Source organism: Chitinibacter tainanensis DSM 15459 (assembly GCF_000429785.1).
Taxonomy (GTDB): Bacteria; Pseudomonadota; Gammaproteobacteria; order Burkholderiales; family Chitinibacteraceae; genus Chitinibacter; species Chitinibacter tainanensis.
The window spans coordinates 41,323-62,492 of the sequence record NZ_AUCN01000009.1 but is presented as its reverse complement, the minus strand read 5'-3'; the positions used below and the strand labels follow the sequence as shown (position 1 = coordinate 62,492).

The 21,170-nt window shown below is 58.0% G+C and carries 16 protein-coding genes; 11 read left to right on the top strand and 5 right to left on the bottom strand.

Translation table 11 applies throughout. From position 1 onward, the window contains the following. Positions 1 to 128: 128 nt before the first annotated feature. The 4 genes from G482_RS0101350 to uvrA all read left to right on the top strand — a co-directional run bounded on the left by G482_RS0101350 (position 129) and on the right by uvrA (position 7,173). On the top strand, positions 129 to 647 hold the full coding sequence (locus G482_RS0101350; RefSeq protein ID WP_034618588.1) for a sigma-70 family RNA polymerase sigma factor: 519 nt from the start codon (positions 129 to 131) through the stop codon (positions 645 to 647). Beyond that, positions 635 to 1,549, top strand: coding sequence for a DUF4880 domain-containing protein (locus G482_RS16865; protein WP_051258640.1), 915 nt, complete (start codon positions 635 to 637; stop codon positions 1,547 to 1,549). The genes G482_RS0101350 and G482_RS16865 overlap by 13 nt, the downstream gene beginning before the upstream one ends. Before the next feature lie 125 nt (positions 1,550 to 1,674). Further along, positions 1,675 to 4,089 (top strand): TonB-dependent siderophore receptor, encoded by a 2,415-nt coding sequence (locus G482_RS16860; RefSeq protein ID WP_169721042.1) that lies wholly within the window; start codon positions 1,675 to 1,677, stop codon positions 4,087 to 4,089. 225 nt (positions 4,090 to 4,314) lie between these two features. Beyond that, entirely contained in the window at positions 4,315 to 7,173 is a 2,859-nt protein-coding gene (gene uvrA / locus G482_RS0101335; protein WP_051258638.1) for an excinuclease ABC subunit UvrA, read from the top strand. Between the two features lie 2,089 nt (positions 7,174 to 9,262). On the opposite strand, the gene G482_RS0101325 is transcribed toward uvrA, so the two are convergent. From G482_RS0101325 to G482_RS0101315, 3 genes are read right to left on the bottom strand one after another with little or no spacing between them, the layout of a single operon-like run. Next, positions 9,263 to 11,482: a type IV pilus assembly protein FimV gene (locus G482_RS0101325; protein ID WP_034618582.1), complete on the bottom strand. Its 2,220-nt coding sequence runs from the start codon at positions 11,480 to 11,482 to the stop codon at positions 9,263 to 9,265. Positions 11,483 to 11,501: 19 nt separating this feature from the next. After that, complete coding sequence (locus tag G482_RS0101320; RefSeq protein WP_028448503.1) at positions 11,502 to 12,641, bottom strand: PilT/PilU family type 4a pilus ATPase; 1,140 nt, start codon at positions 12,639 to 12,641, stop codon at positions 11,502 to 11,504. Positions 12,642 to 12,661: 20 nt separating this feature from the next. Beyond that, complete coding sequence (locus G482_RS0101315; protein WP_028448502.1) at positions 12,662 to 13,705, bottom strand: type IV pilus twitching motility protein PilT; 1,044 nt, start codon at positions 13,703 to 13,705, stop codon at positions 12,662 to 12,664. A gap of 93 nt (positions 13,706 to 13,798) precedes the next feature. On the opposite strand from G482_RS0101315, the gene G482_RS0101310 reads away from it, so the two are divergent. From G482_RS0101310 to G482_RS0101300, 3 genes are read left to right on the top strand one after another with little or no spacing between them, the layout of a single operon-like run. Then, complete coding sequence (locus tag G482_RS0101310) at positions 13,799 to 14,506, top strand: YggS family pyridoxal phosphate-dependent enzyme (protein WP_028448501.1); 708 nt, start codon at positions 13,799 to 13,801, stop codon at positions 14,504 to 14,506. Further along, positions 14,503 to 15,321: a pyrroline-5-carboxylate reductase gene (proC, locus tag G482_RS0101305; RefSeq protein ID WP_028448500.1), complete on the top strand. Its 819-nt coding sequence runs from the start codon at positions 14,503 to 14,505 to the stop codon at positions 15,319 to 15,321. Before G482_RS0101310 ends, proC begins: the two co-directional genes overlap by 4 nt. Positions 15,322 to 15,342: 21 nt before the next feature. Next, entirely contained in the window at positions 15,343 to 15,930 is a 588-nt protein-coding gene (locus G482_RS0101300; RefSeq protein WP_028448499.1) for a YggT family protein, read from the top strand. A gap of 217 nt (positions 15,931 to 16,147) precedes the next feature. Here G482_RS0101300 and G482_RS16855 read toward each other — a convergent pair whose 3' ends face one another. Continuing rightward, positions 16,148 to 16,579, bottom strand: coding sequence for an FxsA family protein (locus G482_RS16855; RefSeq protein ID WP_034618579.1), 432 nt, complete (start codon positions 16,577 to 16,579; stop codon positions 16,148 to 16,150). On the opposite strand from G482_RS16855, the gene cutA reads away from it, so the two are divergent. The 3 genes from cutA to G482_RS0101280 are packed head-to-tail and all read left to right on the top strand — an operon-like array spanning position 16,578 to position 18,997. Beyond that, a complete protein-coding gene (cutA, locus tag G482_RS0101290) occupies positions 16,578 to 16,904 on the top strand; it encodes a divalent-cation tolerance protein CutA (protein WP_028448498.1) in 327 nt (108 codons plus the stop codon). The genes G482_RS16855 and cutA overlap by 2 nt on opposite strands. Positions 16,905 to 16,907: 3 nt before the next feature. Next, positions 16,908 to 18,455 carry a protein-disulfide reductase DsbD gene (gene dsbD / locus G482_RS0101285; RefSeq protein WP_034618577.1) on the top strand — a complete coding sequence of 516 codons (1,548 nt, stop codon included), beginning with the start codon at positions 16,908 to 16,910 and terminating at the stop codon, positions 18,453 to 18,455. 53 nt (positions 18,456 to 18,508) lie between these two features. After that, complete coding sequence (locus G482_RS0101280) at positions 18,509 to 18,997, top strand: TlpA family protein disulfide reductase (protein WP_028448496.1); 489 nt, start codon at positions 18,509 to 18,511, stop codon at positions 18,995 to 18,997. Positions 18,998 to 19,093: 96 nt separating this feature from the next. Here the strand turns inward: G482_RS0101280 and G482_RS0101275 are convergent, their stop codons facing one another. Beyond that, positions 19,094 to 19,399 carry an ArsR/SmtB family transcription factor gene (locus G482_RS0101275; RefSeq protein WP_034618574.1) on the bottom strand — a complete coding sequence of 102 codons (306 nt, stop codon included), beginning with the start codon at positions 19,397 to 19,399 and terminating at the stop codon, positions 19,094 to 19,096. Between the two features lie 181 nt (positions 19,400 to 19,580). On the opposite strand from G482_RS0101275, the gene gpmI reads away from it, so the two are divergent. Continuing rightward, positions 19,581 to 21,113 (top strand): 2,3-bisphosphoglycerate-independent phosphoglycerate mutase, encoded by a 1,533-nt coding sequence (gene gpmI, locus G482_RS0101270; protein ID WP_028448494.1) that lies wholly within the window; start codon positions 19,581 to 19,583, stop codon positions 21,111 to 21,113. Positions 21,114 to 21,170 lie beyond the last annotated feature (57 nt).

Sequence of the window (21,170 nt, the reverse complement as noted above, 5' to 3'; positions counted from 1 at the left end):
GATTTATTCTCCCAAGGCGGGCTATTTTACCTGAATGCCCGCTCAACTGCGCCGGCGAACGCAACATGCTTGCGGCATAGTGCCGGCTCGCGATAAGATGATAATGATTATCAATTATTAAGCAAGCCGTGCCGCAGTCTGCCCCTCCTCCCTTAATCGACACCTGGTATCAGTCCCACCATGGCTGGCTGAGCCAATGGCTGCGGTGCAAATTACGCTGCTCGGCGCAAGCGGCCGATCTGGCGCACGATACCTTTGTGCGGGTGCTGGGCAAATCGGCGCAGGAATTGCAGCAGGTCAGCGAGCCGCGCGCCTGGCTCACCACCATTGCCCACGGCATTTTGGTCAATCACTGCCGCCGCCGCGATCTGGAGCAAGCCTGGCTGGCGGAACTCAGCCAGCTGCCGCATGCACATCACCCCAGCGTAGAAGCGCAGCAGCTAATCTTGGAAGCGCTCTGCCAAGTGGATCGCCTGCTGGCCAGCCTGCCGCGCGTGGTGCGACACACCTTTTTGCTTAGCCAGCTCGATGGCCTGAGCTATCGCGAGATTGCCGCACAGTTAGGCATCAGCGAACGCAGCGTCAAAAACCATATGGCCCGCGCGATGCTGGCCTGCCTCAGCCTGGCGGATGCATGCAACGACTAGACCCTCACTCGCAGGTATTGGCGCAAGCGGCCGACTGGTTTGCCCGCCTGCAAGACGAACACTGTAGCCCGGCCGAACAAGCACAGTGGGCAGCCTGGCATGCGGCCGATCCAGCCCATGCGGCGGCCTGGGCCAAGGTCGAAGCCATTACCCAGCAGATGGCCACCCTGCCCGCTGGCAGCAGCCGCCTGCTGGCCAGCCCCGCCCGGCGCAAAGTCAACCAGCGCCTGCTGCTGCTGGCACTGGGCCTGGGCGCGGGCGCGTGGCCGATTTGGGAAATGCAACAGCCCCAAGCCACGCATCGCACCGCGCGCGGTGAGATTTTGCCGCTGACGCTGGCCGATGGCAGTCAGCTGTATTTATCCAGCGCCACCCAAATTCAGCTCCACGAAACCCCAAGCCAAGTGCAGCTGCGTCTGCTGGCCGGCGAAGTGGGCGTGCGCACCGGCCAGCGACCGTGGCAGCTCAGTACGCCGCACGCCCGCTACACCCCGCTGGGCACCCGCTTCAGCCTGCGCCTTGATGAAGGGTATGACGAGCTAGCCGTTGAAGAGCATAGCGTACAAGTCGATACCCTGGCCGGTATACGCGGCCTTGTGCAAGCCGGCGAGCAGCGCGCAGTACGCGCTAGCGGGCTGGGCCCACCGCAAGCCCTCGCGGCTGCCCCACTGAGCTGGCAAACACGGCAATTGGTGGCGTATCAAATGTCGCTGCCCGCCGTGTGTGCGGCACTGGATCGCTTTAGCCACGCCCGCATCGATTGCGCGCCCGAGCTGGCGCAGTTGCAGGTGGTGGGAGTGTTACCGCTAGATCAGCCCGAGCAGGCACTGGCCAGCCTCACGCTGGCGCTACCGGTGCGGCTGGTGCGCTGGCCGTGGTGGTATCGGCTGCAACCGAAGTAACGAGAATTATTTTCAATTAAAGATCAAATCACTAGCCAATTCGTCCCGGCCAGCCTTGCCCTTTTTAGTGCCGGCCACTGGCATGCGCAGTGAGGATCTTCTCGCTGTTGATGGAAAACACCAAAATGCATCTGCGTTTCACTCCCCTTGCCCTCACTTTGGCGCTCTGGGGCGCGCCACTGCTGGCTGCGCCCGTGGATATTCCGGCCGGCCCATTGGCCCCCGCACTCACCCGCTACGCCCAGCAACAAGGCCTGCATCTCTCAGTTGATGCCGCCTTGCTGGCAGGTAAAACCACAGCGGGCTTGCGCGGCGAAGTAGCGCCGCGCGCCGGCCTGCAACAACTAATCCAGGATGCCGAGCTCGACATCGTGGAAGATGGCCACGGCAATCTCAGCCTGCGCGCCCGACCACTGGTCACGCTGCCGGTGGTGAATGTCACCGGTATTCGCCCGCTGGCCGTGGTGGCCTCGGCTGGCGCCGTCACCTTGCCCACCGTGGAGGTAAAAGCCAATTCCGAAAGCGCCACTGGCCCGGTAGCCGGCTATGTCGCGCGCAAGACCGGCTCGGCGGGCAAAAGCGAGCAGGATGTCACCGAAACCGTGCAAGGCGTGGCGATCATCACCCGCGATCAGTTGCAAGATCAGGCCGCGCAAAGCGTAAGTGAAGCCACCCGCTACACCGCCGGGGTGCGGCCGTTTGATTCGGCGCTCACCGATGATGATGTGGTGGTGCGTGGCTTTAACCTCACCGGCGCCGGCCTGTATCGCGATGGGATGCGCTATGTGCACAACGGCTTTATGGCCAATCTGGAAATGTATGGGCTAGAGCGGCTGGAAATCATCAAAGGCCCGGCCTCGGTCACCTACGGCCAATCGGCACCGGGTGGGATTGTGAATGCCGTGAGCAAGCGCCCGCATGCCCAGCAGCAAAACGAAGTCCAGCTCACCGCCGGCAGCCATCAGCTGTGGCAAGGCGCCGTGGATGTGGGCGGCCAGCTCAGCAGCGATGGCAGCACACTCTTCCGCCTCACCGCCTTGGCGCGCGAAGCCAATACCCAGTGGGATTACCTCGAAAACAATCGCCTGTACGTCGCCCCGGCCATCAGCTGGCAGAACGAGCGCAGCAAGCTCACCCTTCTGGCGCAATACCAGCGTGATGACAGCGGCTTTATCGCCCCCTACTATCTTGAGACCAAGGCCGGCCCAGCGAAAAGCAGCCTCAACGTCGCCGGCCCCGGCTCGGGTCATCATAAAGAAAGCTGGTCATTTACCGCTGAAGGCGAGCATCAGCTGCAACCGGGCCTGACACTGCGCGCCAAAGCCCGTTATATGGATGGCGAAAACCAGCGCTACGAAATCCGCAACCGCGGGCTGGCCAGCGACGGCCGCAGCATCAATCGTCTGGGCATGGTGCGCCCCGATGATGAGCAATCGTGGTCGGGCGATCTGCACCTGGAAAGCCAGTTTGCCACCGGCGCGCTGCAGCACACCCTCACCAGCGGGGTGGATTACTACGATTCAACCCTCAATCTGCGGATTTTCAGCCTGAATGGCAAAGTCGCGCCGCTGGATCTGGTGCAGCCGGTGTACAGCGCGCCCAATTGGCAAGACAACTATCTCACCGACCATTACATCGCCCAGCAGCAACAAACCGGCCTGTATCTGCAAGATCAGATCCGGCTGGGCAACTGGCTGTTTAGCCTCGGTGGCCGCTATGATCGGGTGAAAACCGACACCGACTATGATGCGCGCCTCACCGCCAAAGACGCCTTCAAGCGCAGCACGTTCCGCCGTGACGACGAAGCCTTTACCGGTCGCGCCGGGGTGGTGTATCAGCATGCCAGTGGCCTGAGCCCGTATGCCAGCTTCTCAACCTCATTCCAGCCGGTGCTCAGCACCACCACGGCGGTAGATGCCTACGGCGCACCGTTTCAGCCGGAAACCGGGCGGCAATTTGAGGCCGGCGTGCGCTACGCGCCCGCGGGCTTGAATGCGCTCTTGACCGCTTCCTACTTTGACCTAACCAAACGCAATGTGCGCACCCAGTCGGCCGAAAACCCACGCCTGGAAGTGCAAACTGGCGAAATCCGCAGCCGCGGCCTCGAGCTGGAAGCCAAAGGCGAAGTGCTGCCCAACTTCAATCTGATTGCCAACTACGCATTCATCGATGCCGAAGTGACCCGCAGCAATCGCCCGGGCGAAGCCGGCGGCAGCCCGGCCTATGTGCCGAAACACAATGCCTCGGTGTGGGGTAAATACAGCTGGGCTGGGTGGGAGTTTGGCGCCGGCCTGCGCCATGTGCGCGATATTCCGGGCGATGTGCGCCAGGCCAATGGCCAGCAGCCGATGGATGACAATTACACCGTGGTCGATGCCTTGCTGGCTTATCAGTTCAAACAATGGCGCGCAGCGCTGAATGTGAGCAATCTGTTTGATCATGAATACCGCAGCCAATGCAGCGTGCAGCGCGGCGGCCAAACCTTCTGCACCATTGGCTACGGCCGTGATGTGCGCGCCAACGTCAGCTATCGCTGGTAATTGAGCACACCGCCAAACCGATATACCACCGGCCGGTATTAGCCCCAAAGCGTTTATCTAAAATAACTTGGGGCATATACCCTTGATAGACCAGCCCATTACGGGGCTGGTCTTTTTTTATCTGCCGCGCGGCCTAGCACTCAAGGTGAACAATCGTACTATGTACTATCAAGTAGCGAGAGAACGCGCTACAATCTTTGGTTCCATGTTCGCCGGACTACGCCCATGTATCGCCCCGCTTTGCAGTCGTCTGACCAGCCCCTCATCCGGATTCGCGGTGCCCGCACGCACAACCTGAAAAACGTCAATCTGGATATCCCGCGCGGCAAGTTGGTGGTGATTACCGGGCTGTCGGGCTCGGGCAAAAGTTCGCTGGCGTTTGATACGCTGTATGCCGAAGGCCAGCGCCGCTATGTCGAGTCGCTGTCGGCCTATGCGCGGCAATTTTTGCAGCTGATGGAAAAGCCCGATGTGGATCTGATCGAGGGCCTCTCGCCCGCGATTTCCATCGAGCAAAAAGCCACCAGCCATAATCCGCGCTCCACCGTGGGCACGGTGACCGAAATTCACGATTACTTGCGTTTGCTGTTCGCCCGCGTCGGCACGCCCTACTGCCCTGAGCACGGCCAGCCGCTGCAAAGCCAGACTGTCAGCCAGATGGTTGATCACGTGCTGGCCTTGCCGGAAGACACCAAATTGATGGTGCTGGCGCCGGTGGTGATGGGCAAAAAAGGCGAAAACCTCGATCTATTTGACGAGCTACGCGCGCAAGGCTTTGTACGGGTGCGGGTGGATGGTGAAGTATTCGAGATGGACGAGCTGCCCAAGCTCGATAAAAACAAAAAACACAGTATTGAAGTCGTGATCGACCGGCTGAAAGTGCGTGCCGATTTGCAGCAGCGCCTGGCTGAATCATTCGAAACCGCGCTGCGCCACGCCGATGGCCGCGCCATTGCGGTAGAAATGGATTCCGGCCAAGAGCATTGGTTCTCGGCCAAATTTGCCTGCCCGGTCTGCAGCTACAGCCTGCCCGAGCTCGAGCCGCGCTTGTTCTCGTTCAATAACCCGATGGGCGCCTGCCCCAGCTGTGATGGCTTGGGCCAGCGCACTTTCTTTGATCCGAAACGCGTAGTGGCGCACCCCGACATCAGCCTCGCCGCCGGCGCAATCAAGGGCTGGGATAAGCGCAACCAGTTTTATTTCCAGATGCTGCTGAGTCTGGCCAAACATTACGATTTCAATATCGACACCGCCTGGAGCGACTTGCCCGAGCGCATTCAGCAAATCGTGCTGCATGGTTCCGGCCGCGAAGAAATTGCCTTTGTGTATATGAATGAGCGCGGCAGCAAGTTCGAGCGCGTGCACAATTTCGAAGGCATTATCCCGAACCTGGAACGCCGCTACCGCGAAACCGACTCCACCTCGGTGCGCGAAGAGCTGGCCAAATATCAAAATAACCAAGCCTGCCCGGCTTGCCACGGCGCGCGCCTGCGCAAAGAAGCCCGCCATGTACAGGTGGGGGGTAATACCCTGCACGCCTTATCCAAGCTGGCTTTGCGCGATACACTCCACTTCTTCCAATCGCTCAACTTGGAAGGCAGCAAGGCGCAAATCGCCGAAAAAATCATCAAGGAAATCAGCGAGCGCTTGGGCTTCTTGGTGAATGTCGGGCTGGATTACCTGTGCCTTGAGCGCAGCGCCGATACCCTGTCGGGCGGCGAAGCGCAGCGCATTCGCCTCGCCAGCCAGATTGGCTCCGGCCTCACCGGCGTGATGTATGTGCTGGATGAGCCCTCCATCGGCTTGCATCAGCGCGATAACGACCGCCTGATCGGCACGCTGAAACACCTGCGCAATCTCGACAACACCGTGATCGTGGTCGAGCACGACGAAGACGCGATGCGCGCCGCCGATTATCTGGTGGATATGGGCCCGGGCGCCGGCGTGCATGGCGGGCAAGTGATTGCCTGCGGCACGCCCGACGAAGTATTTAATAATCCCGACTCGATCACCGGCCAATTTATGACCGGCAAGCGCAAAATCACCCAGCCCGACCAGCGCCGCGTCCCCGATGCCGACAAATGGCTGCGTCTGATCGGCGCCACCGGCAATAATCTGAAAGACGTCACGCTGGAATTACCGGTGGGCCTGATGGTCTGCATCACCGGCGTATCGGGCTCGGGTAAATCCACGCTGATCAACGACACGCTGTACACCATTGCCGCGCGCGACCTCAACGGCGCCAGCGCCGAGCCCGCGCCGTACCGCGAAGTGACTGGCCTGGAGCATTTCGACAAAGTCATCAACGTCGATCAATCGCCGATCGGCCGCACCCCGCGCTCGAATCCGGCCACCTACACCGGCCTGTTTACCCCGATTCGCGAGCTATTTGCCGGCGTGCCCTCCAGCCGCGAACGCGGCTACGGCCCGGGGCGCTTCTCGTTCAACGTGAAAGGCGGCCGCTGCGAAGCCTGTCAGGGCGATGGCGTACTGAAAGTCGAAATGCACTTCTTGCCCGATGTGTACGTGCCCTGCGACGTCTGCCACGGCCAGCGCTACAACCGCGAAACGCTGGAAGTGCAATACAAAGGCAAAAACATCACCGAAGTGCTGGAAATGACGGTGGAAGACGCGCTGGAATTCTTCAGCGCCGTACCGACAGTGGCGCGCAAACTGCAAACCCTGCTCGACGTCGGCCTCGGTTACATCCGCCTTGGTCAAAGTGCGACGACGCTCTCGGGCGGTGAAGCGCAGCGGGTTAAACTCGCGCTCGAGCTCTCAAAACGCGACACCGGCCGCACGCTGTACATCCTCGACGAGCCCACCACCGGCCTGCATTTCCACGACATCGACCTGCTGCTAAAAGTGGTGCAGCGCCTATCCAGCCACGGCAATACCGTAGTGATCATCGAGCACAATCTGGACGTGATCAAAACCGCCGACTGGATCGTCGACCTCGGCCCCGAAGGCGGCGCCGGCGGCGGGCAGATCGTAGCGACCGGCACGCCGGAAGAAGTGGCGCGCAATCAGGCTAGTCATACAGGGTTGTATTTGGCGAGGACGTTGGGGATAGCGCGGGAGTAATTGGTTTTATTGGTATACGGCTGTAGCTATTGATTGGATTGGGCTACAGACATATACCCATGCATAACTAGCGTAGGGCGAGTTAGCCGAAGGCGTAACCCACCAATTTAGCGATTGATCAAGTTGCAGTTCAGCGCGGTTCATGAACTATCCTACATGGCTTCATGTATAGCGGGCCCTTAAGCCTATTATGTAGCACCAACCGATTAATGCAATTACATTGCGGCGTGGCGTTTATTTGAATGAATTACTTTGTAATTTCTCTATATTCACTGGCACTTATTTTTGCCATTTCTTCTTTTTGCATTGTTTGCCGAATTTGGTACCGCCCCACATTTAAAGACAAATGGTCTGGCACCATTTCAAAAATGCTGACTTTTTACTCTAGAAGAGGCTCTGCTTTAGCCAAGACTGGATTGCTACTTTTTAGGGCGTGGCAAGTAATGGCTTTGCTAGTTCTATTGGTTGTAATAATTGGAAGAAGTAAATAATCATTGAAAAAGCCTTGTCGCTCCATAGGTCGTAATCTCAAGACACCACGACACACGAATCAAACTCAAGCTAGCCAGTTACAGCTGTTCTTCTTTACGAACAATTTATGATCCCCCCAATTGGCGGCTATGCGCCGCGGCACTTACTTCTCTTGCTTTGCCAAGAGAAGTAAGCAAGAGAAGGCAACCCGGGCGAAAAGCACTCCGCGCTGCCCTTGCTTCGTCGTGAGCCAAACGATAAAACCGTTTGTCTCCCTCCTCGCCGCGGTTTTCGCTACACGGGAAACCAAGCCCCAGCTTCACCAGCGCGGTAAATACTGGCAGCAGTATTGTGTTGAAGGTGATGCTGCTTTTTGGTTTCGTGAATATACCCCTGCCGAGATTAGCACAGTTCGCCCGTGGAGCCGCGCCGTTCGGGAGGCGGTTGGCAAGGTTTTAAGATGCGGCTGTTTGAGCGTTGCGACGCTAGCGCAACGCGAGTTTCCGCATCGCCTTGCCAAGCGCTGGACGGACGGGGTTTCGCGGTGATCGGGCGCGCGGGGGTTGCAAGGGGCGGAGCAAGACCCGCCCCTTGCTCGTCCGGCGGGCGAAACCGCCGGTTTACCGCCTGCGCCAGCAGGCTAAGCACAGAAGATCAAACCGTCTTGCTTGGCATTTTGGCTGGCAATATGCAATCAACGGGCATTGGCGGCTATGCGCCGCGGCACTTACTTCTCTTGCTTTGCCAAGAGAAGTAAGCAAGAGAAGGCAACCCGGGCGAAAAGCGCTCCGCACTGCCCTTGCTTCGTCGTGAGCCAAACGATAAATCCGTTCGTCTCCCTCCTTGCTGCGGTTTTCGCTACACGGGAAACCAAGCCCCAACTTCACCAGCGCGGCAAATACTAGCTGCAGTATTGTGCTGAAGGCGTTGCAGGACTTTGGTTTGGCGCATATACCTCTGCACTCCACAGCAGTTGCTTTATTCGCGCTGTGTGGCTTGGGGCTTTAATCCCCTGTCGCCCATCGCCGAGGGAGTGGAGTGAGACAAATGGCTTTATCGTTTGGCTCACGACCGACTGAGGGTAGCCCGGAGGGCCGCAGGCGAGGGGCTCCTTTGGGGTGTTGGGGGCTTTGGAGAAGCAAAGCCCCCAACCTGCCCGCGCGGCGGAACGCGCATTCAAACATCGCGACGTAGCCGCATAAAACCCAAACTCGCGTAGCGAGTTTTGCGGCGCATTGCCAAGCGCTGGACAGACCGGGGTTTGCGGTGATCGGGCGCGTTAGGGCTGCAAGGGGCAAGGCAAGACCGACTGGCCTAAGGCCACGGCCTTCGCTAAGGCGCTAAAGCGCCAAGCTTCGTCACGCCTTGCTCGTCCGGCGGGCGAAACCGCCGGTTTACCGCCTGCGCCAGCAGGCCATCCCCAGCATGAAACAAGCACTACACTTACCGCCAGCGCAGAGGCCCCTAACTTTCCCAACGTAGCTTATGCAAGCAGAAGTATTGCGTTAGAGGATAGGTGCACTATGCCATTGCTGAGCATACCCCCAGCACCCGTACACAGGCCGCAAAACAAAAACCCCGCCGTAGCGGGGTTTTCATCACAGCTAATCACGCTCGATCAGCCGCCTACCGACAACAGTCGATCCAGCCATTTACTGGCAGTCAGCCGCTGCGACATGCTGCCGCGATACAGCATTTCCTCCAGCCGCTGGAAGGCTTCCGAGCGGGCGCCGGCTTCGATCAGCTCGGCGATTTCTTTCAGGGCCGGGTCCTCCGAATTAAACCCGCTGCTGGGGGCCCGCGGCGCGGCGGCGGGGCTGGTGGCTGGCGCACTGGCAGCTGGTGCGGCCACTTCAAGCGGGGTGACGATGTCTTCAATAACCGGCTGCAACTCCACTTCATCCAGCGTTTCAACCGCATCGATTGAAATTTCGATTTCTTCGGCGTCGGCCTGCTCGGCCACTGGGCTAGCGCTAAGCTCGCTTAAGGCCGATTCGTGCACCGAATCTAGCGCCAAGCCCTCGCTGGGGCTGTGATACACCAGCTCGGGATTGAAAATGGTATCGCGATCAAGCTGGCTGGCCTGCCCTTCTTCCCACGTCCAGCCGCTGGGTTCATCCAGCGTTGGCGCGGGCGCTTCGTCCGCGACTGCGGCGCTGCCGGCGGCCTGCATGGCGCTGGCAAAGGCTTGCTCTTGCTGCTGATTTTGCGGGGCTAGCAGCATCGGCTCAGCGGGCTCTAGGTTTTGATATAAGGGGTTGGAAGGATCGAGCTGGCGGCCCATATCCTGAACATTGCGCCACATGCCATCGCTGGAAAATTGCAGGCGGAAAGCCACGGCTTTTTCCTGAAATTCATCGGCCAAGCCATTGCGTTGGAAAATTTCAAATAGCTTCATCCACAGCGCCAGCGCAGTGGGGTATTGCTGGATTTCGTGATTAAGCAGATTGATGGCCTGCGGTACCAGGCCATGATCAAGCAGCAGCTGGGCTTCTTCGGTGACATTGCCGGGCGAGACGACATCCATATCGGCATCGTGCCACTCTTCGCGAGCTTCGCGATGAATTGGCGTGGCGATTTCGCGTGTATCTAGCCCGCCAGAAGTGAGGGTATGGCGCGGCGCGCTATTCTCGTATTGGTTTTGCGCCAGATACGTGGTGGAAATCGGGATAGCCGTGTATAGCTCTTGCTCATCTTGCCGCCGGCCTTGCCAATAGCGCCATGCCAGCCACAGCGCCGGCACGCACACCAGCCCCAGCAGCGCCCAAACCCAGTCGCCCAGCGGCGAGCTGCCGCCCTCGGCATCCGGCTCGGTGCTGGCGGGCTTGGCTTTCAGATGGGCGAGCTGTTTTTCCAGATCAGCAATCTGGTATTTCAGCTGCAGCATTTGCGCGGCCTGCTCGTCCGACTCGAGCGAAAGCAGTTGCTCTCGCAATTGCAGGGTTTGTTCGGGCGTGAGGGTGTTTTGTCGCTGGGTATCCAGTTGCGGCATCGACAGGCGCAGGCGGAATTCGCCGCTGCCGCTATTATTCGGCGCGGGTACGTTGTCGCCATCCAGCGTCAGCCGATCCGCAGGCGGATTGGCCGGTAAGGCAGGGAGTGGCAACGGCGCCAAGCGCATCGCTTCGAGCGGGCGCGGCGCTGGCGCGGCGGCAGGTTTGCTCAGGTTAACGCCCGGCGGCAGCTGAATACGCCAGTCACCGGTCAGCCGTGCCGTGGTGCTTTGCGGCAGATCGGGGTTTAGCTCGTAAATACCAGCCACCAGCGCTTGCTGGCGGGCTTTATCATTGGGGTAATAGCTGGCGGCGATTTTGGCGACCGAATCGCCCTCTTCACTCAACCACGCCGTGCCCAGCGGCGGCAGTTTGCGGCGGCTGGTGGCAGGCTTGGTAGCCGGCGTGCTCTGGCCAATGGCTGGTAAATTGGGTCGGTATTCGGGCGGATCGAGCATGATGCGGTAATCACGCTGAAATACCCGCTCATCTTCACCGGGGCATTTTACTTTGATGGCCAGCGTTACCAGCGGCTCGTTCAGCGTATCGTCGCCGCGAATCAGCAGGCGGCCACCACCGGCTTCGTATTGGTAGACCAGCCGTGCGCGGCGCAATACGCCGCTGGCTTGCTCATCTTGCGGGCTAACCAGCCGAAAACAGGCCGCGCTCAGCTCTTCATCATCGGCCGCGGCGACAGTCACCACCGCATTAAAGCGGTCCCCCAATGCCGAACGCACCTGGATCTCGCCAAGCATGGCGGCCAGGGCTGGTTGGGCTAGACCCGCTGTCAGCCAAATCCACAGTCCGGCCCGCAGGGCAAACTGTGGCATGGAAGTTAAAATCATAGATCCCGCAGCGCTAGGTTTACTTCACGATGTCCAGGTGCTCAAGACCCGACAGCACATCGCGTTTTTTGGCATCCGAGCCGTTCAGCTTGATCTGCAGTCGCAAATCATTCACCGAGTCGGCATTGCGCAATGCATCTTCATATGTGATCCGGCCACCTTCAAACAGATCAAACAGCGACTGATCGAAGGTTTGCATGCCCAGCTCACGCGATTTCTTCATGATTTCTTTGATCTCGTGCACTTCGCCTTTGAAGATCAATTCAGAGATCAGTGGTGAATTGAGCATGACCTCCACCGCCGCTACGCGGCCTTTGCCCGAGGCATGCGGAATCAAGCGCTGCGACACAAAGGCTTTCAAGTTCAGCGACAAATCCATCAACAGCTGCTGGCGACGCTCTTCGGGAAAGAAGTTGATAATCCGGTCCAGCGCCTGATTGGATGAGTTGGCGTGCAAGGTGGCCATACACAAGTGGCCGGTCTCGGCGAAGGCAATGGCGTAATCCATGGTTTCGCGGTCGCGAATCTCACCGATCAAAATCACATCGGGAGCTTGGCGCAGCGTGTTTTTCAGCGCGGCCATCCATGAATCGGTATCTACACCCACTTCACGCTGGGTAATGATCGAGTTTTTATGCTCATGCACGTATTCGATCGGGTCTTCAATCGTGATGATGTGGTCGTAAGCATTGTCATTGCGGTGACCAATCATCGCTGCCAGCGAAGTTGATTTACCCGAACCGGTACCGCCGACAAAAATCACCAAGCCGCGCTTGGTCATCGCGATGTCTTCCAGCACTGGCGGCAGATTAAGCTCAGCCAGTTTTGGAATTTCCGAGTTGATCGTCCGCAGCACCATGCCGACCCGGCCTTGCTGCATAAAGGCATTCACCCGAAAGCGCCCCATATTGCCGGGGCTGATCGCGAAATTACACTCTTTATTGGCCTCAAAATCTTCGGCCTGCCGATCATTCATGATCGCTCGCGCCAGCTCTTTGGTGTGCTGCACGCTGAGCTGCTGATTGGAGACTGGCGTTACCCGGCCATCGATTTTCATTGCCGGCGGAAAATCCACGGTGATGAACAGGTCGGATGCATTCTTGGCGCGCATATGGCGCAGCAAGTCATGCATAAATTTGGCGGCTTGTTCTTTTTCCATCTTGCATCTACCTAGCGGGCTTAGCCTTTGAAGTTATCCGGGATCGCGGCTTTATTGCGCGCTTCGCCCACCGAAACAATATTGCGCTGGACAAGGTTTTGCAGGCACTGATCCAGCGTTTGCATGCCAAATTGCGACCCCGTCTGGATCGCCGAATACATTTGCGCGATTTTGTTCTCGCGAATCAGGTTACGAATTGCCGGAATCCCGATCATGATTTCATGCGCCGCCACCCGGCCGGTGCCGTCTTTGGTTTTTAGCAGCGTTTGCGAAATTACCGCGCGCAATGATTCAGAGAGCATCGCCCGCACCATTTCTTTTTCCGCCGCCGGGAATACGTCCACAACCCGGTCGATGGTTTTTGCCGCCGAACTCGTGTGCAGGGTACCAAACACCAAGTGACCGGTTTCCGCCGCGGTCAGTGCCAAGCGAATAGTTTCCAAATCCCGCATCTCGCCCACCAGAATCACATCCGGGTCTTCCCGCAGGGCGCTGCGCAGCGCATTGGAGAACGACATGGTATGCGGGCCCACTTCACGCTGGTTGACCAGACATTTTTTCGATTGGTGCACAAACTCGATCGGGTCTTCCACAGTCAGGATGTGGCCGTATTCATTGTCGTTGATGAAGTTGATCATCCCCGCCAAGGTGGTGGATTTACCCGAGCCAGTAGGTCCTGTCACCAGCACCAGCCCGCGCGGGTTCATGGCGATATCCTGGAATACTTTCGGGGCGTTAAGCTCTTCCAGCGTCAGTACTTTGGAAGGAATCGTCCGGAACACGGCGCCAGCACCGCGATTTTGCACAAAGGCATTCACCCGGAAACGCGCGAGATTAGGGATCTCGAAGGAGAAATCGCACTCCAGCGTGTCTTCGTAAATTTTGCGCTGGCCATCGTTCATGATGTCGTACACCATGTCGTGCACATCTTTGTGATCCATCGGCGGCAAATTAATCCGCCGGACATCACCATGCACACGAATCATCGGCGGCAAGCCGGCTGATAAATGCAGATCGGAAGCCTTATTCTTAACTGAAAACGCTAAGAGTTCTGAAATTTCCATTTATAATTCTTCCTCTCATCCATTCGCGACAGCCCCGCGTAGCCCGTATTTATTAGGCTAGCGGCGTTTGAGCCTGACAAAATTCTGTTCATTATGGCAACGTTATTTGAAGCATGGCAAGGCGTACAGAGCCGGATCGACGCTGCGAGCACGGCCTGCGGTCGAAAAGCGACAGAAATCACTTTATTGGCGGTGAGTAAAACCTTTTCGTCCGCCGATGTGCGCGCGCTGTACGCGGCGGGCCAGCGCGCATTTGGTGAAAATTATGCGCAAGAGTTACAGCAAAAACACGCCGAGCTCAGCGATTGCCCGGAGTTGATCTGGCACTTTATCGGCCCGCTGCAAAGCAATAAAACCCGCATGGTGGCCGAATGTGCCGCCTGGGTGCATAGCATTGAACGCCTAAAGATTGCCGAACGCCTCAGCCAGCAGCGCCCAGCTCAGCTGCCGCCGCTGCAACTTTGCCTGCAGGTGAATGTCTCTGGGGAGGCCAGTAAATCCGGCGTCAGCCCCGAGGAATTACTGCCACTGGCGCAAGCCATCAGCCTGTTACCGCGAGTGCAGCTACGCGGGCTGATGTGCATCCCCGAGGCAACGCTGGATACAGTAAAGCTCGCCAAACAGTTTGAAATGCTGAAACAATGTCAGCTTATGCTGCAAGCGCACGGCCTCGCGCTGGACACCCTTTCGATGGGGATGTCAGGCGATATGGATCTGGCAATTGCGCATGGCTCAACTTTAGTTCGGGTTGGCACCGCCATTTTTGGCACCCGCCACTACCCAACACAGGAAGCGGAATGACTATTACTTTTATCGGTGGCGGCAATATGGCCACCGCCATGATCGGCGGCATGTTAAACCAAGGCTTTAGTAGCCAAGACATCCACGTGATCGAACCGGATGCTGGCAAACGCGCCGAGCTGACCCAACAATACGGCATCAGCACCTCAGCCCCCGGCGAGGCCTTTCCGGCCAGCGAAGCGGTGCTGTTTGCGGTGAAACCACAGCAGTTTAAAGCGGTGACCGCCGAAGTATTGCCACATCTGGGTAATGCCTTGGTGATCTCGATCGCTGCGGGCATTCGCGTAGATACCCTCTCCCGGTTCCTGCAGGGACACAGCAGAATCATTCGCGTGATGCCCAATACCCCCGCCTTGGTGCAAGCCGGTATTTCTGGTGTGTATGCCAGCGAAGCCGTGAGCGAAGCCGATCGCGCCCTCACCAGCCGCATTCTGGCCTCGATTGGCGAACAGGTATGGGTTGAGGAAGAAAGCCAGATTGATGGCATTACCGCGATTTCTGGCAGTGGCCCAGCGTATATTTTCTATTTTATGGAAGCGCTGCAAGCCGCCGCGCGGGCGCAAGGCTTTAGCCCCGACATTGCGCACAAACTCGCCTATCAAACCTTTGCCGGCGCTGTGAAACTCGCGCTCAATAGCGCCGATGATGCGGGCACTTTGCAGCAAAAAGTGACCTCCAAAGGCGGCACCACCGAGCGGGCGATCAAAGCGCTGGAAACCAGCCAGGTGCGCTCGACCATTATTGCCGCCGCAGCGGCAGCGGCTGCGCGTTCGCGCGAGCTGGGCGAAGAGCTCGGCCGCGACATCGAGCCCTAAGCCCCGGCCCGGGAGAGACCTATGCTGACAGGCATTCTGGATTTTCTGATCCGCAATTTGCTGGAATTTCTGATTCTGCTGTTGCTGGCGCGCTTTTACCTGCAAGCGGCGCAAGTGTCGTTCCGTCACCCGCTGGGGCAGTTTGTACTGGCACTGACCAACTGGCTGGTGTTGCCCGTACGCAAACTGATTCCGCCCTTTAAAGGCTACGACAGCACCAGCTTGGTCATGGCGTGGGTAACGGCGCTGGTGATGCATGCGCTGCTGTTGGCGATTACACCCTGGCCGTTTGATTTTTCGGCCGCCGGCTCGCTGATTGCACTGGGGCTCACGGCCACGCTAGAGCTGATCAAAATGTCGCTGTATCTGCTATTTGCGGCGGTGATCGGGCAAGTGCTGATGAGCTGGTTGTCACCGTACAACCCGCTGATGCCCACGCTCACCGGCCTGACGGCGCCGTTTTTGCGGCCGATTCAGAAAATCATTCCACCGATTGGCGGGATTGATATTTCACCGATGGTGCTGATTTTGCTGATTCAGCTGATTTTGAATGTGGTCATCGCCCAGCTGGAAGTGATTATTCTGCAAGGCGTGCAGATCATCGGCTAAAGCAGCCGCGCATCAAACCAAAAACCGCAGCTGGACTGCGGTTTTTTATTTCGATCGCGCCTATTGCCGCGGGGTGACTAGATTTTGCTTGGGGTCACTTCACATGTCCGCGCAGCCCATCGCCGGCGAGAGCGCAAGCCTGCTCAATCACCACCTACAGCACTACTTCACAACATACCCAACCGGGTATTGCCCTGCAAAGCAGCCCTAATAAGGCTTACTCGCCAATACGGCGCTGATGAGGATCGGCCTGCGGATCTACGCGGCGGTATTCGCCATCAATCACGCCCTCTTCGCGCGCAGCAGTCGGGCGCGCTTGAAACGGCACGCCTTGCCGGCCCCACGGCAGCAGCAGCGCAATGGCAATCACATCCCCCAGCAGACCGGGAATAATCAGCAGCACCGCTGCGATATAATAGCGGGCCACGCTGAGTAGGCTATGCCAGCCGATCTGACCACTGCGCAGATCGTTCATTAGCGTCATGGCCACGCCCAGGCGCTGGTGGCGCAACATCAGGACACCAGCGGCAAAGCTGGCCAGCACCACCAACAAGGTTGCCAGCCCGCCGATTTGGTCAGCGAGCCAGATCAGTGACATGATTTCCAGAAACGGATAAGCCAGCACGCTGGCCAGGATAAAATACGGCATGAATGCTCCTTCAGAATCGCTGGTAGTATGGTGTAATTGCCCCGACGAGGCCAGCGCCACCACTTTGGCGCAGGGCCTGCTTGCCGGTCGGCTGGCCGCTTGTGTGAACTTACTGCCTTCGGTAAAGTCCATCTACCACTGGCATGATGGTGTCGAAACCAGCCTAGAAGTTCCGCTGATGATTAAAACCACCCGCGCAGCTTACCCAGCCCTGGAGGCTTGGCTATTGGCCCATCATCCCTATGAAATCCCCGAGATTATTGCCCTGCCCATCGTGGCTGGCAGCGCCAGTTATCTCGCATGGTTGGCACAGGAAACGCAATAAACGATGCTGCACCGCTGGTTACTTACCCTAATGACATGGGCCTGCTTGGGCCTGATTTCAATCATCGCCCAAGCCAGTAGCGACTTTTTACCGCCCGAGCAGGCGTTTAAACCGTCGATTGTGAAAATTAACGACAACACGGTGGAAATCCGCTTCGCGATTGCGCCCAAGTACTACCTCTATCGTGACCGTATCTCGATCAGCGCCAATGGTCATCAGCTCTCCACGCAGATACCTCAGGGCGAAATCAAAGACGACCCCAGCTTTGGCAAAGTGGCGGTGTTTCATAATGCGTTGATTGTGCGCGTGAGCAGCAATCAGCCGATTGCCGACCAGCAACCGTTCAATATCAAATTCCAGGGTTGCGCCGAAGCCGGCATCTGCTACCCACCTCAAACGCAAGTCTTGCAGCCAGGGCAAAGCAGTAAGCCCCCAGCCCTCAAACAACTTTTCGGCCAAAGCAGCCCCACCGACACCACCCCCGAACCTGACTACTTCGGGGGTAGTTTTTTGGGCACGCTGGGGGTGTTTTTCCTCGCCGGGATTGGCTTGGCGCTCACCGCCTGTATGTATCCGCTGATCCCGATTGTGTCGGGCATTGTGATCGGTGGGCCGCAGCGTGGCCGCTGGCATGCCTTTGGCCTCACCTTCGTTTATGTGCAAGGGATGGCGATTTCCTACACCGCCATCGGGCTGGCGGCGGCAGCCACCGGTACTTTGCTGGTGGTGGCATTGCAGCAGCCATGGGTAATTGCGCTGTTTGCGCTGTTTTTTGTACTGATGGCCTTGTCGATGTTCGGGCTATTTAGCCTGCAACTGCCAGCGGGCTGGCAAAGCCGCCTGAATGAACTCTCAATGCGCCTGCCCGGCGGGCAATGGCTGTCAGTATTGCTGATGGGTCTACTGTCAGCGCTGATTATTGGCCCCTGCATCGCGCCACCGCTGGCGGCGGCCCTGGCCTATATCGGCCAGAGCGGCGATTTACTGCTGGGCGGCAGCGCGCTATACATGATGGCACTGGGGCTAGGCCTGCCGCTGCTGGCGATCGGGGCGTTTGGCTCCACCGTGTTGCCGCGCCTATCCGGGCGCGTGATGCAGGGCGTGAAAATCGTGTTCGGCATCGGCATGCTGGCGATGGCAATCTTGATTGCCCGCCCGCTCTGGAGCCCCTATCTGCCCGCCAGCACCACCGCTCATGCTTTAACCATGCAAACCGTGCGCAGCAGCGCCGAGCTCGATCGCGCGCTACAGGCTGCACGAGGCAAGCCGGTGATGGTGGATTTTTATGCCGACTGGTGTGTGGCCTGCATCGAGTTTGAGCGCGAAACCCTGAGCCAGCCGGAGGTGCAAGCAGCCTTGGCTGATTATCAGCTCATCCGCGTGGATGTCACCGCCAATAGCCCAGCCGACGCTGAGCTACTCGCGCGCTACAAGCTCTATGGGCCGCCGGCACTGATTTTTTATGATCGCGCCGGGCAAGAGCTGCCGCGCCGGGTGATTGGTTTTCAAGCCCCAAGCGCCTTCCTGGCCACTTTACGCAGTCTGCCCTAACCCCACGCCGGGTGGCGCGGCGCCCCCGGCCAAACTGACACAGCGAGCACCTTATGCGTTTCACTCACCGTCTGACTCTTTGGCTGGCAGCCAGTTTGCTAACCGGTCTGAGCTACGCCAGCGACCCGCTCTGGGCGCTTAAATTGCCCGACCCGCAAGGCAAAAGCCAGGCCCTGCAGCAATGGCAAGGCAAGCCAGTGATCGTGAATTACTGGGCCACCTGGTGCGGCCCCTGCCGGCAGGAAATGCCGGAAATGGTGGCACTGCAAAAGCAATACGCCGGCAAGATTCAGTTTATCGGGATCGCGATTGATGAGCCGCAGCCCGTGGCGCAGTTTGCCAAGCAGCTCAAAGTGAACTACCCGATTCTGATCGGCGGCGATAGCGCGATGCAGCTGATGCGCCAGCAAGGCAACGCCATGGGCGGGCTGCCATTTACCGTTTTTTTTGATGGCAAAGGCCAGCGGGTGCACCAGCATTTAGGCAAAATCAGCCACGCGCAACTGGAAGAGCAGATCAAGCGTCTGCTGAACGCACGCTAATCGCCGCACGCGGCTAAAGCGCAGAAAAAGAAAAAGCGCCCCATGGGGCGCTTGGCATACTCTGGCGGGGTATTGCCCGCCAAACCAGCAGAAATACTAGAATCCGCAGAATACATCCCGCATCATCGCCACCACCACTAGCGTGCGAATATCGCCCACCCGGTAGTACACGCGATTAGCGTCTTTGCGCGTACGCAAAACGCCTTTCTCGCGCATCAGCGCCAAATGCTGGGAGATATTGGATTGGGTGGTACCCACCCGTTCCACAATATCCTGCACACTGACTTCCTGATCAGCCAGCACGCACAGAATTTTTAGCCGCAGCGGGTGCGACATCGCTTTCATCGCCCGTGACGCTTGGTCGATGTGCTCATCATCCATTTCTTCAATCGAATCAATCATCGTGAATTCTTTTTATTGGTATTGTTGGCGGGCAGACTTGAGCCGTATCAGCATAATGCCAAATAGCGGCGAGATTGCCTTCGCTTGAGTTAGAATACTAACCGTGTTTGAAATCTATTCGCAACCACCAGACAGCTGAGTATTTTAGCAAGGTCACTGCGAATCACCATAGGACTTTGTCATGTCGCAACAGATTACTCCGGTATTACTACTTATTCTTGACGGCTTTGGCTACCGCACCGGCGGAGATGACAATGCCATTTTGCACGCCCGCAAACACCATTTCGATCGCCTGTTTAGCCAATACCCTTTCACCACCATCAATGCCTCTGAGCAATTCGTGGGTCTGCCAGCTGGCCAGTTTGGTAATTCGGAAGTGGGCCACCTGAATATTGGCGCCGGCCGCATCGTGCAACAGGATATCAGCCGCATCGACTGTGATGTGGCCGACAAAACCATCGGCAATAATCCGGTGTTCAAACAAGCCATCGACACCGCCAAAGCCAATGGCAAAGCCCTGCACATCATGGGCCTGATGTCGGATGGTGGCGTACATAGCCACGAAAACCACGTTTTCGGCATCATCGAAGCCGCCGCCCAAGCCGGTGTCAGCGACATCCGCGTGCACGCTTTCCTTGATGGCCGCGATACCCCACCGCGCAGCGCCGAAGTGTATCTGCAACGTCTGCAAACCGTGTGTGATGCCAATGGTGCCAAAATCGCCGGTATCGTAGGCCGCTACTGGGCGATGGATCGCGATAACCGCTGGGAGCGCGTCGAGCCTGCCTACAAACTGCTGGTTGATGGGGTCGGCCTGTACGCTGCCGACACGGCACTGGAAGGCCTGAAAGACGCCTACGCCCGCGATGAAAACGACGAATTTGTATCGGCCACCGTAATTGGCACCCCTACCCAGATGGCCGATGGCGATGCGGTGATCTTCATGAATTTCCGCGCCGACCGTGCGCGCCAGATCACCACCGCACTGACCAAAGCCGATTTTAATGGCTTTGAACATCCACAACGCCAGCCGCAACTGGCCTTCTTCTGCTCGGCCACCGATTACGGCTCGGCCTACAGCCACCCAGTGGCCTACACCAAAGAAAAAGTGAAAAACAGCTTTGGTGAATACATTGCCGGCCTGGGGCTGAAACAACTGCGGATCGCCGAAACCGAGAAATACCCGCACGTTACGTATTTCCTCTCCGGTGGTGAAGAAAAAGAATTCGCCGGTGAAGACCGCATCCTGGTGCCATCACCCAAAGTGGCGACTTACGATCTAAAACCCGAAATGTCAGCCCAGGAAGTCACCGACAAATTGGTGGATGCGATCAACAGCAAGCAATACGCCGCCATCATTTGTAACTACGCCAATGGCGATATGGTCGGTCATAGCGGTATTTTCGCTGCGGCGGTGAAAGCGGTCGAAGCACTGGATGAGTGCGTGGGCCGCGTGGTGAGCGCGCAATTGGCGGCTGGGGGTGAAGTACTGATCACCGCCGACCACGGCAACTGCGAAATGATGTTCGATAAAGAATCAGGCCAGGCGCATACCCAGCACACCACCGACCTAGTACCGTTCTGCTACATCGGCCGTCCAGCCCGCTTGTCACCGGGCGGCGCGCTGAAAGACATCGCCCCATCGCTCTTGGCGATGATGGGTCTGTCTCAGCCTGAGGAAATGACGGGTCAATCGCTGATCAATTTCCTGTAAAAAGTCGTAATTGGGTTTAGCGAACACGGCGAATCAAGTAAAGTTATGCACTCGTAG

Coding starts and splice junctions, on each gene's coding strand:
- G482_RS0101275 (WP_034618574.1), bottom strand. CDS start 19,399: ATGATTGATTCGATTGAAGAAATGGATGATGAGCACATCGACCAAGCG.
- G482_RS0101315 (WP_028448502.1), bottom strand. CDS start 13,705: ATGGAAATTTCAGAACTCTTAGCGTTTTCAGTTAAGAATAAGGCTTCC.
- cutA (WP_028448498.1), top strand. CDS start 16,578: ATGAATGCTCCTTCAGAATCGCTGGTAGTATGGTGTAATTGCCCCGAC.
- G482_RS16860 (WP_169721042.1), top strand. CDS start 1,675: ATGCATCTGCGTTTCACTCCCCTTGCCCTCACTTTGGCGCTCTGGGGC.
- gpmI (WP_028448494.1), top strand. CDS start 19,581: ATGTCGCAACAGATTACTCCGGTATTACTACTTATTCTTGACGGCTTT.
- dsbD (WP_034618577.1), top strand. CDS start 16,908: ATGCTGCACCGCTGGTTACTTACCCTAATGACATGGGCCTGCTTGGGC.
- G482_RS16865 (WP_051258640.1), top strand. CDS start 635: ATGCAACGACTAGACCCTCACTCGCAGGTATTGGCGCAAGCGGCCGAC.
- proC (WP_028448500.1), top strand. CDS start 14,503: ATGACTATTACTTTTATCGGTGGCGGCAATATGGCCACCGCCATGATC.
- uvrA (WP_051258638.1), top strand. CDS start 4,315: ATGTATCGCCCCGCTTTGCAGTCGTCTGACCAGCCCCTCATCCGGATT.
- G482_RS0101300 (WP_028448499.1), top strand. CDS start 15,343: ATGCTGACAGGCATTCTGGATTTTCTGATCCGCAATTTGCTGGAATTT.
- G482_RS0101310 (WP_028448501.1), top strand. CDS start 13,799: ATGGCAACGTTATTTGAAGCATGGCAAGGCGTACAGAGCCGGATCGAC.
- G482_RS0101320 (WP_028448503.1), bottom strand. CDS start 12,641: ATGGAAAAAGAACAAGCCGCCAAATTTATGCATGACTTGCTGCGCCAT.
- G482_RS0101280 (WP_028448496.1), top strand. CDS start 18,509: ATGCGTTTCACTCACCGTCTGACTCTTTGGCTGGCAGCCAGTTTGCTA.
- G482_RS0101325 (WP_034618582.1), bottom strand. CDS start 11,482: ATGATTTTAACTTCCATGCCACAGTTTGCCCTGCGGGCCGGACTGTGG.
- G482_RS16855 (WP_034618579.1), bottom strand. CDS start 16,579: ATGCCGTATTTTATCCTGGCCAGCGTGCTGGCTTATCCGTTTCTGGAA.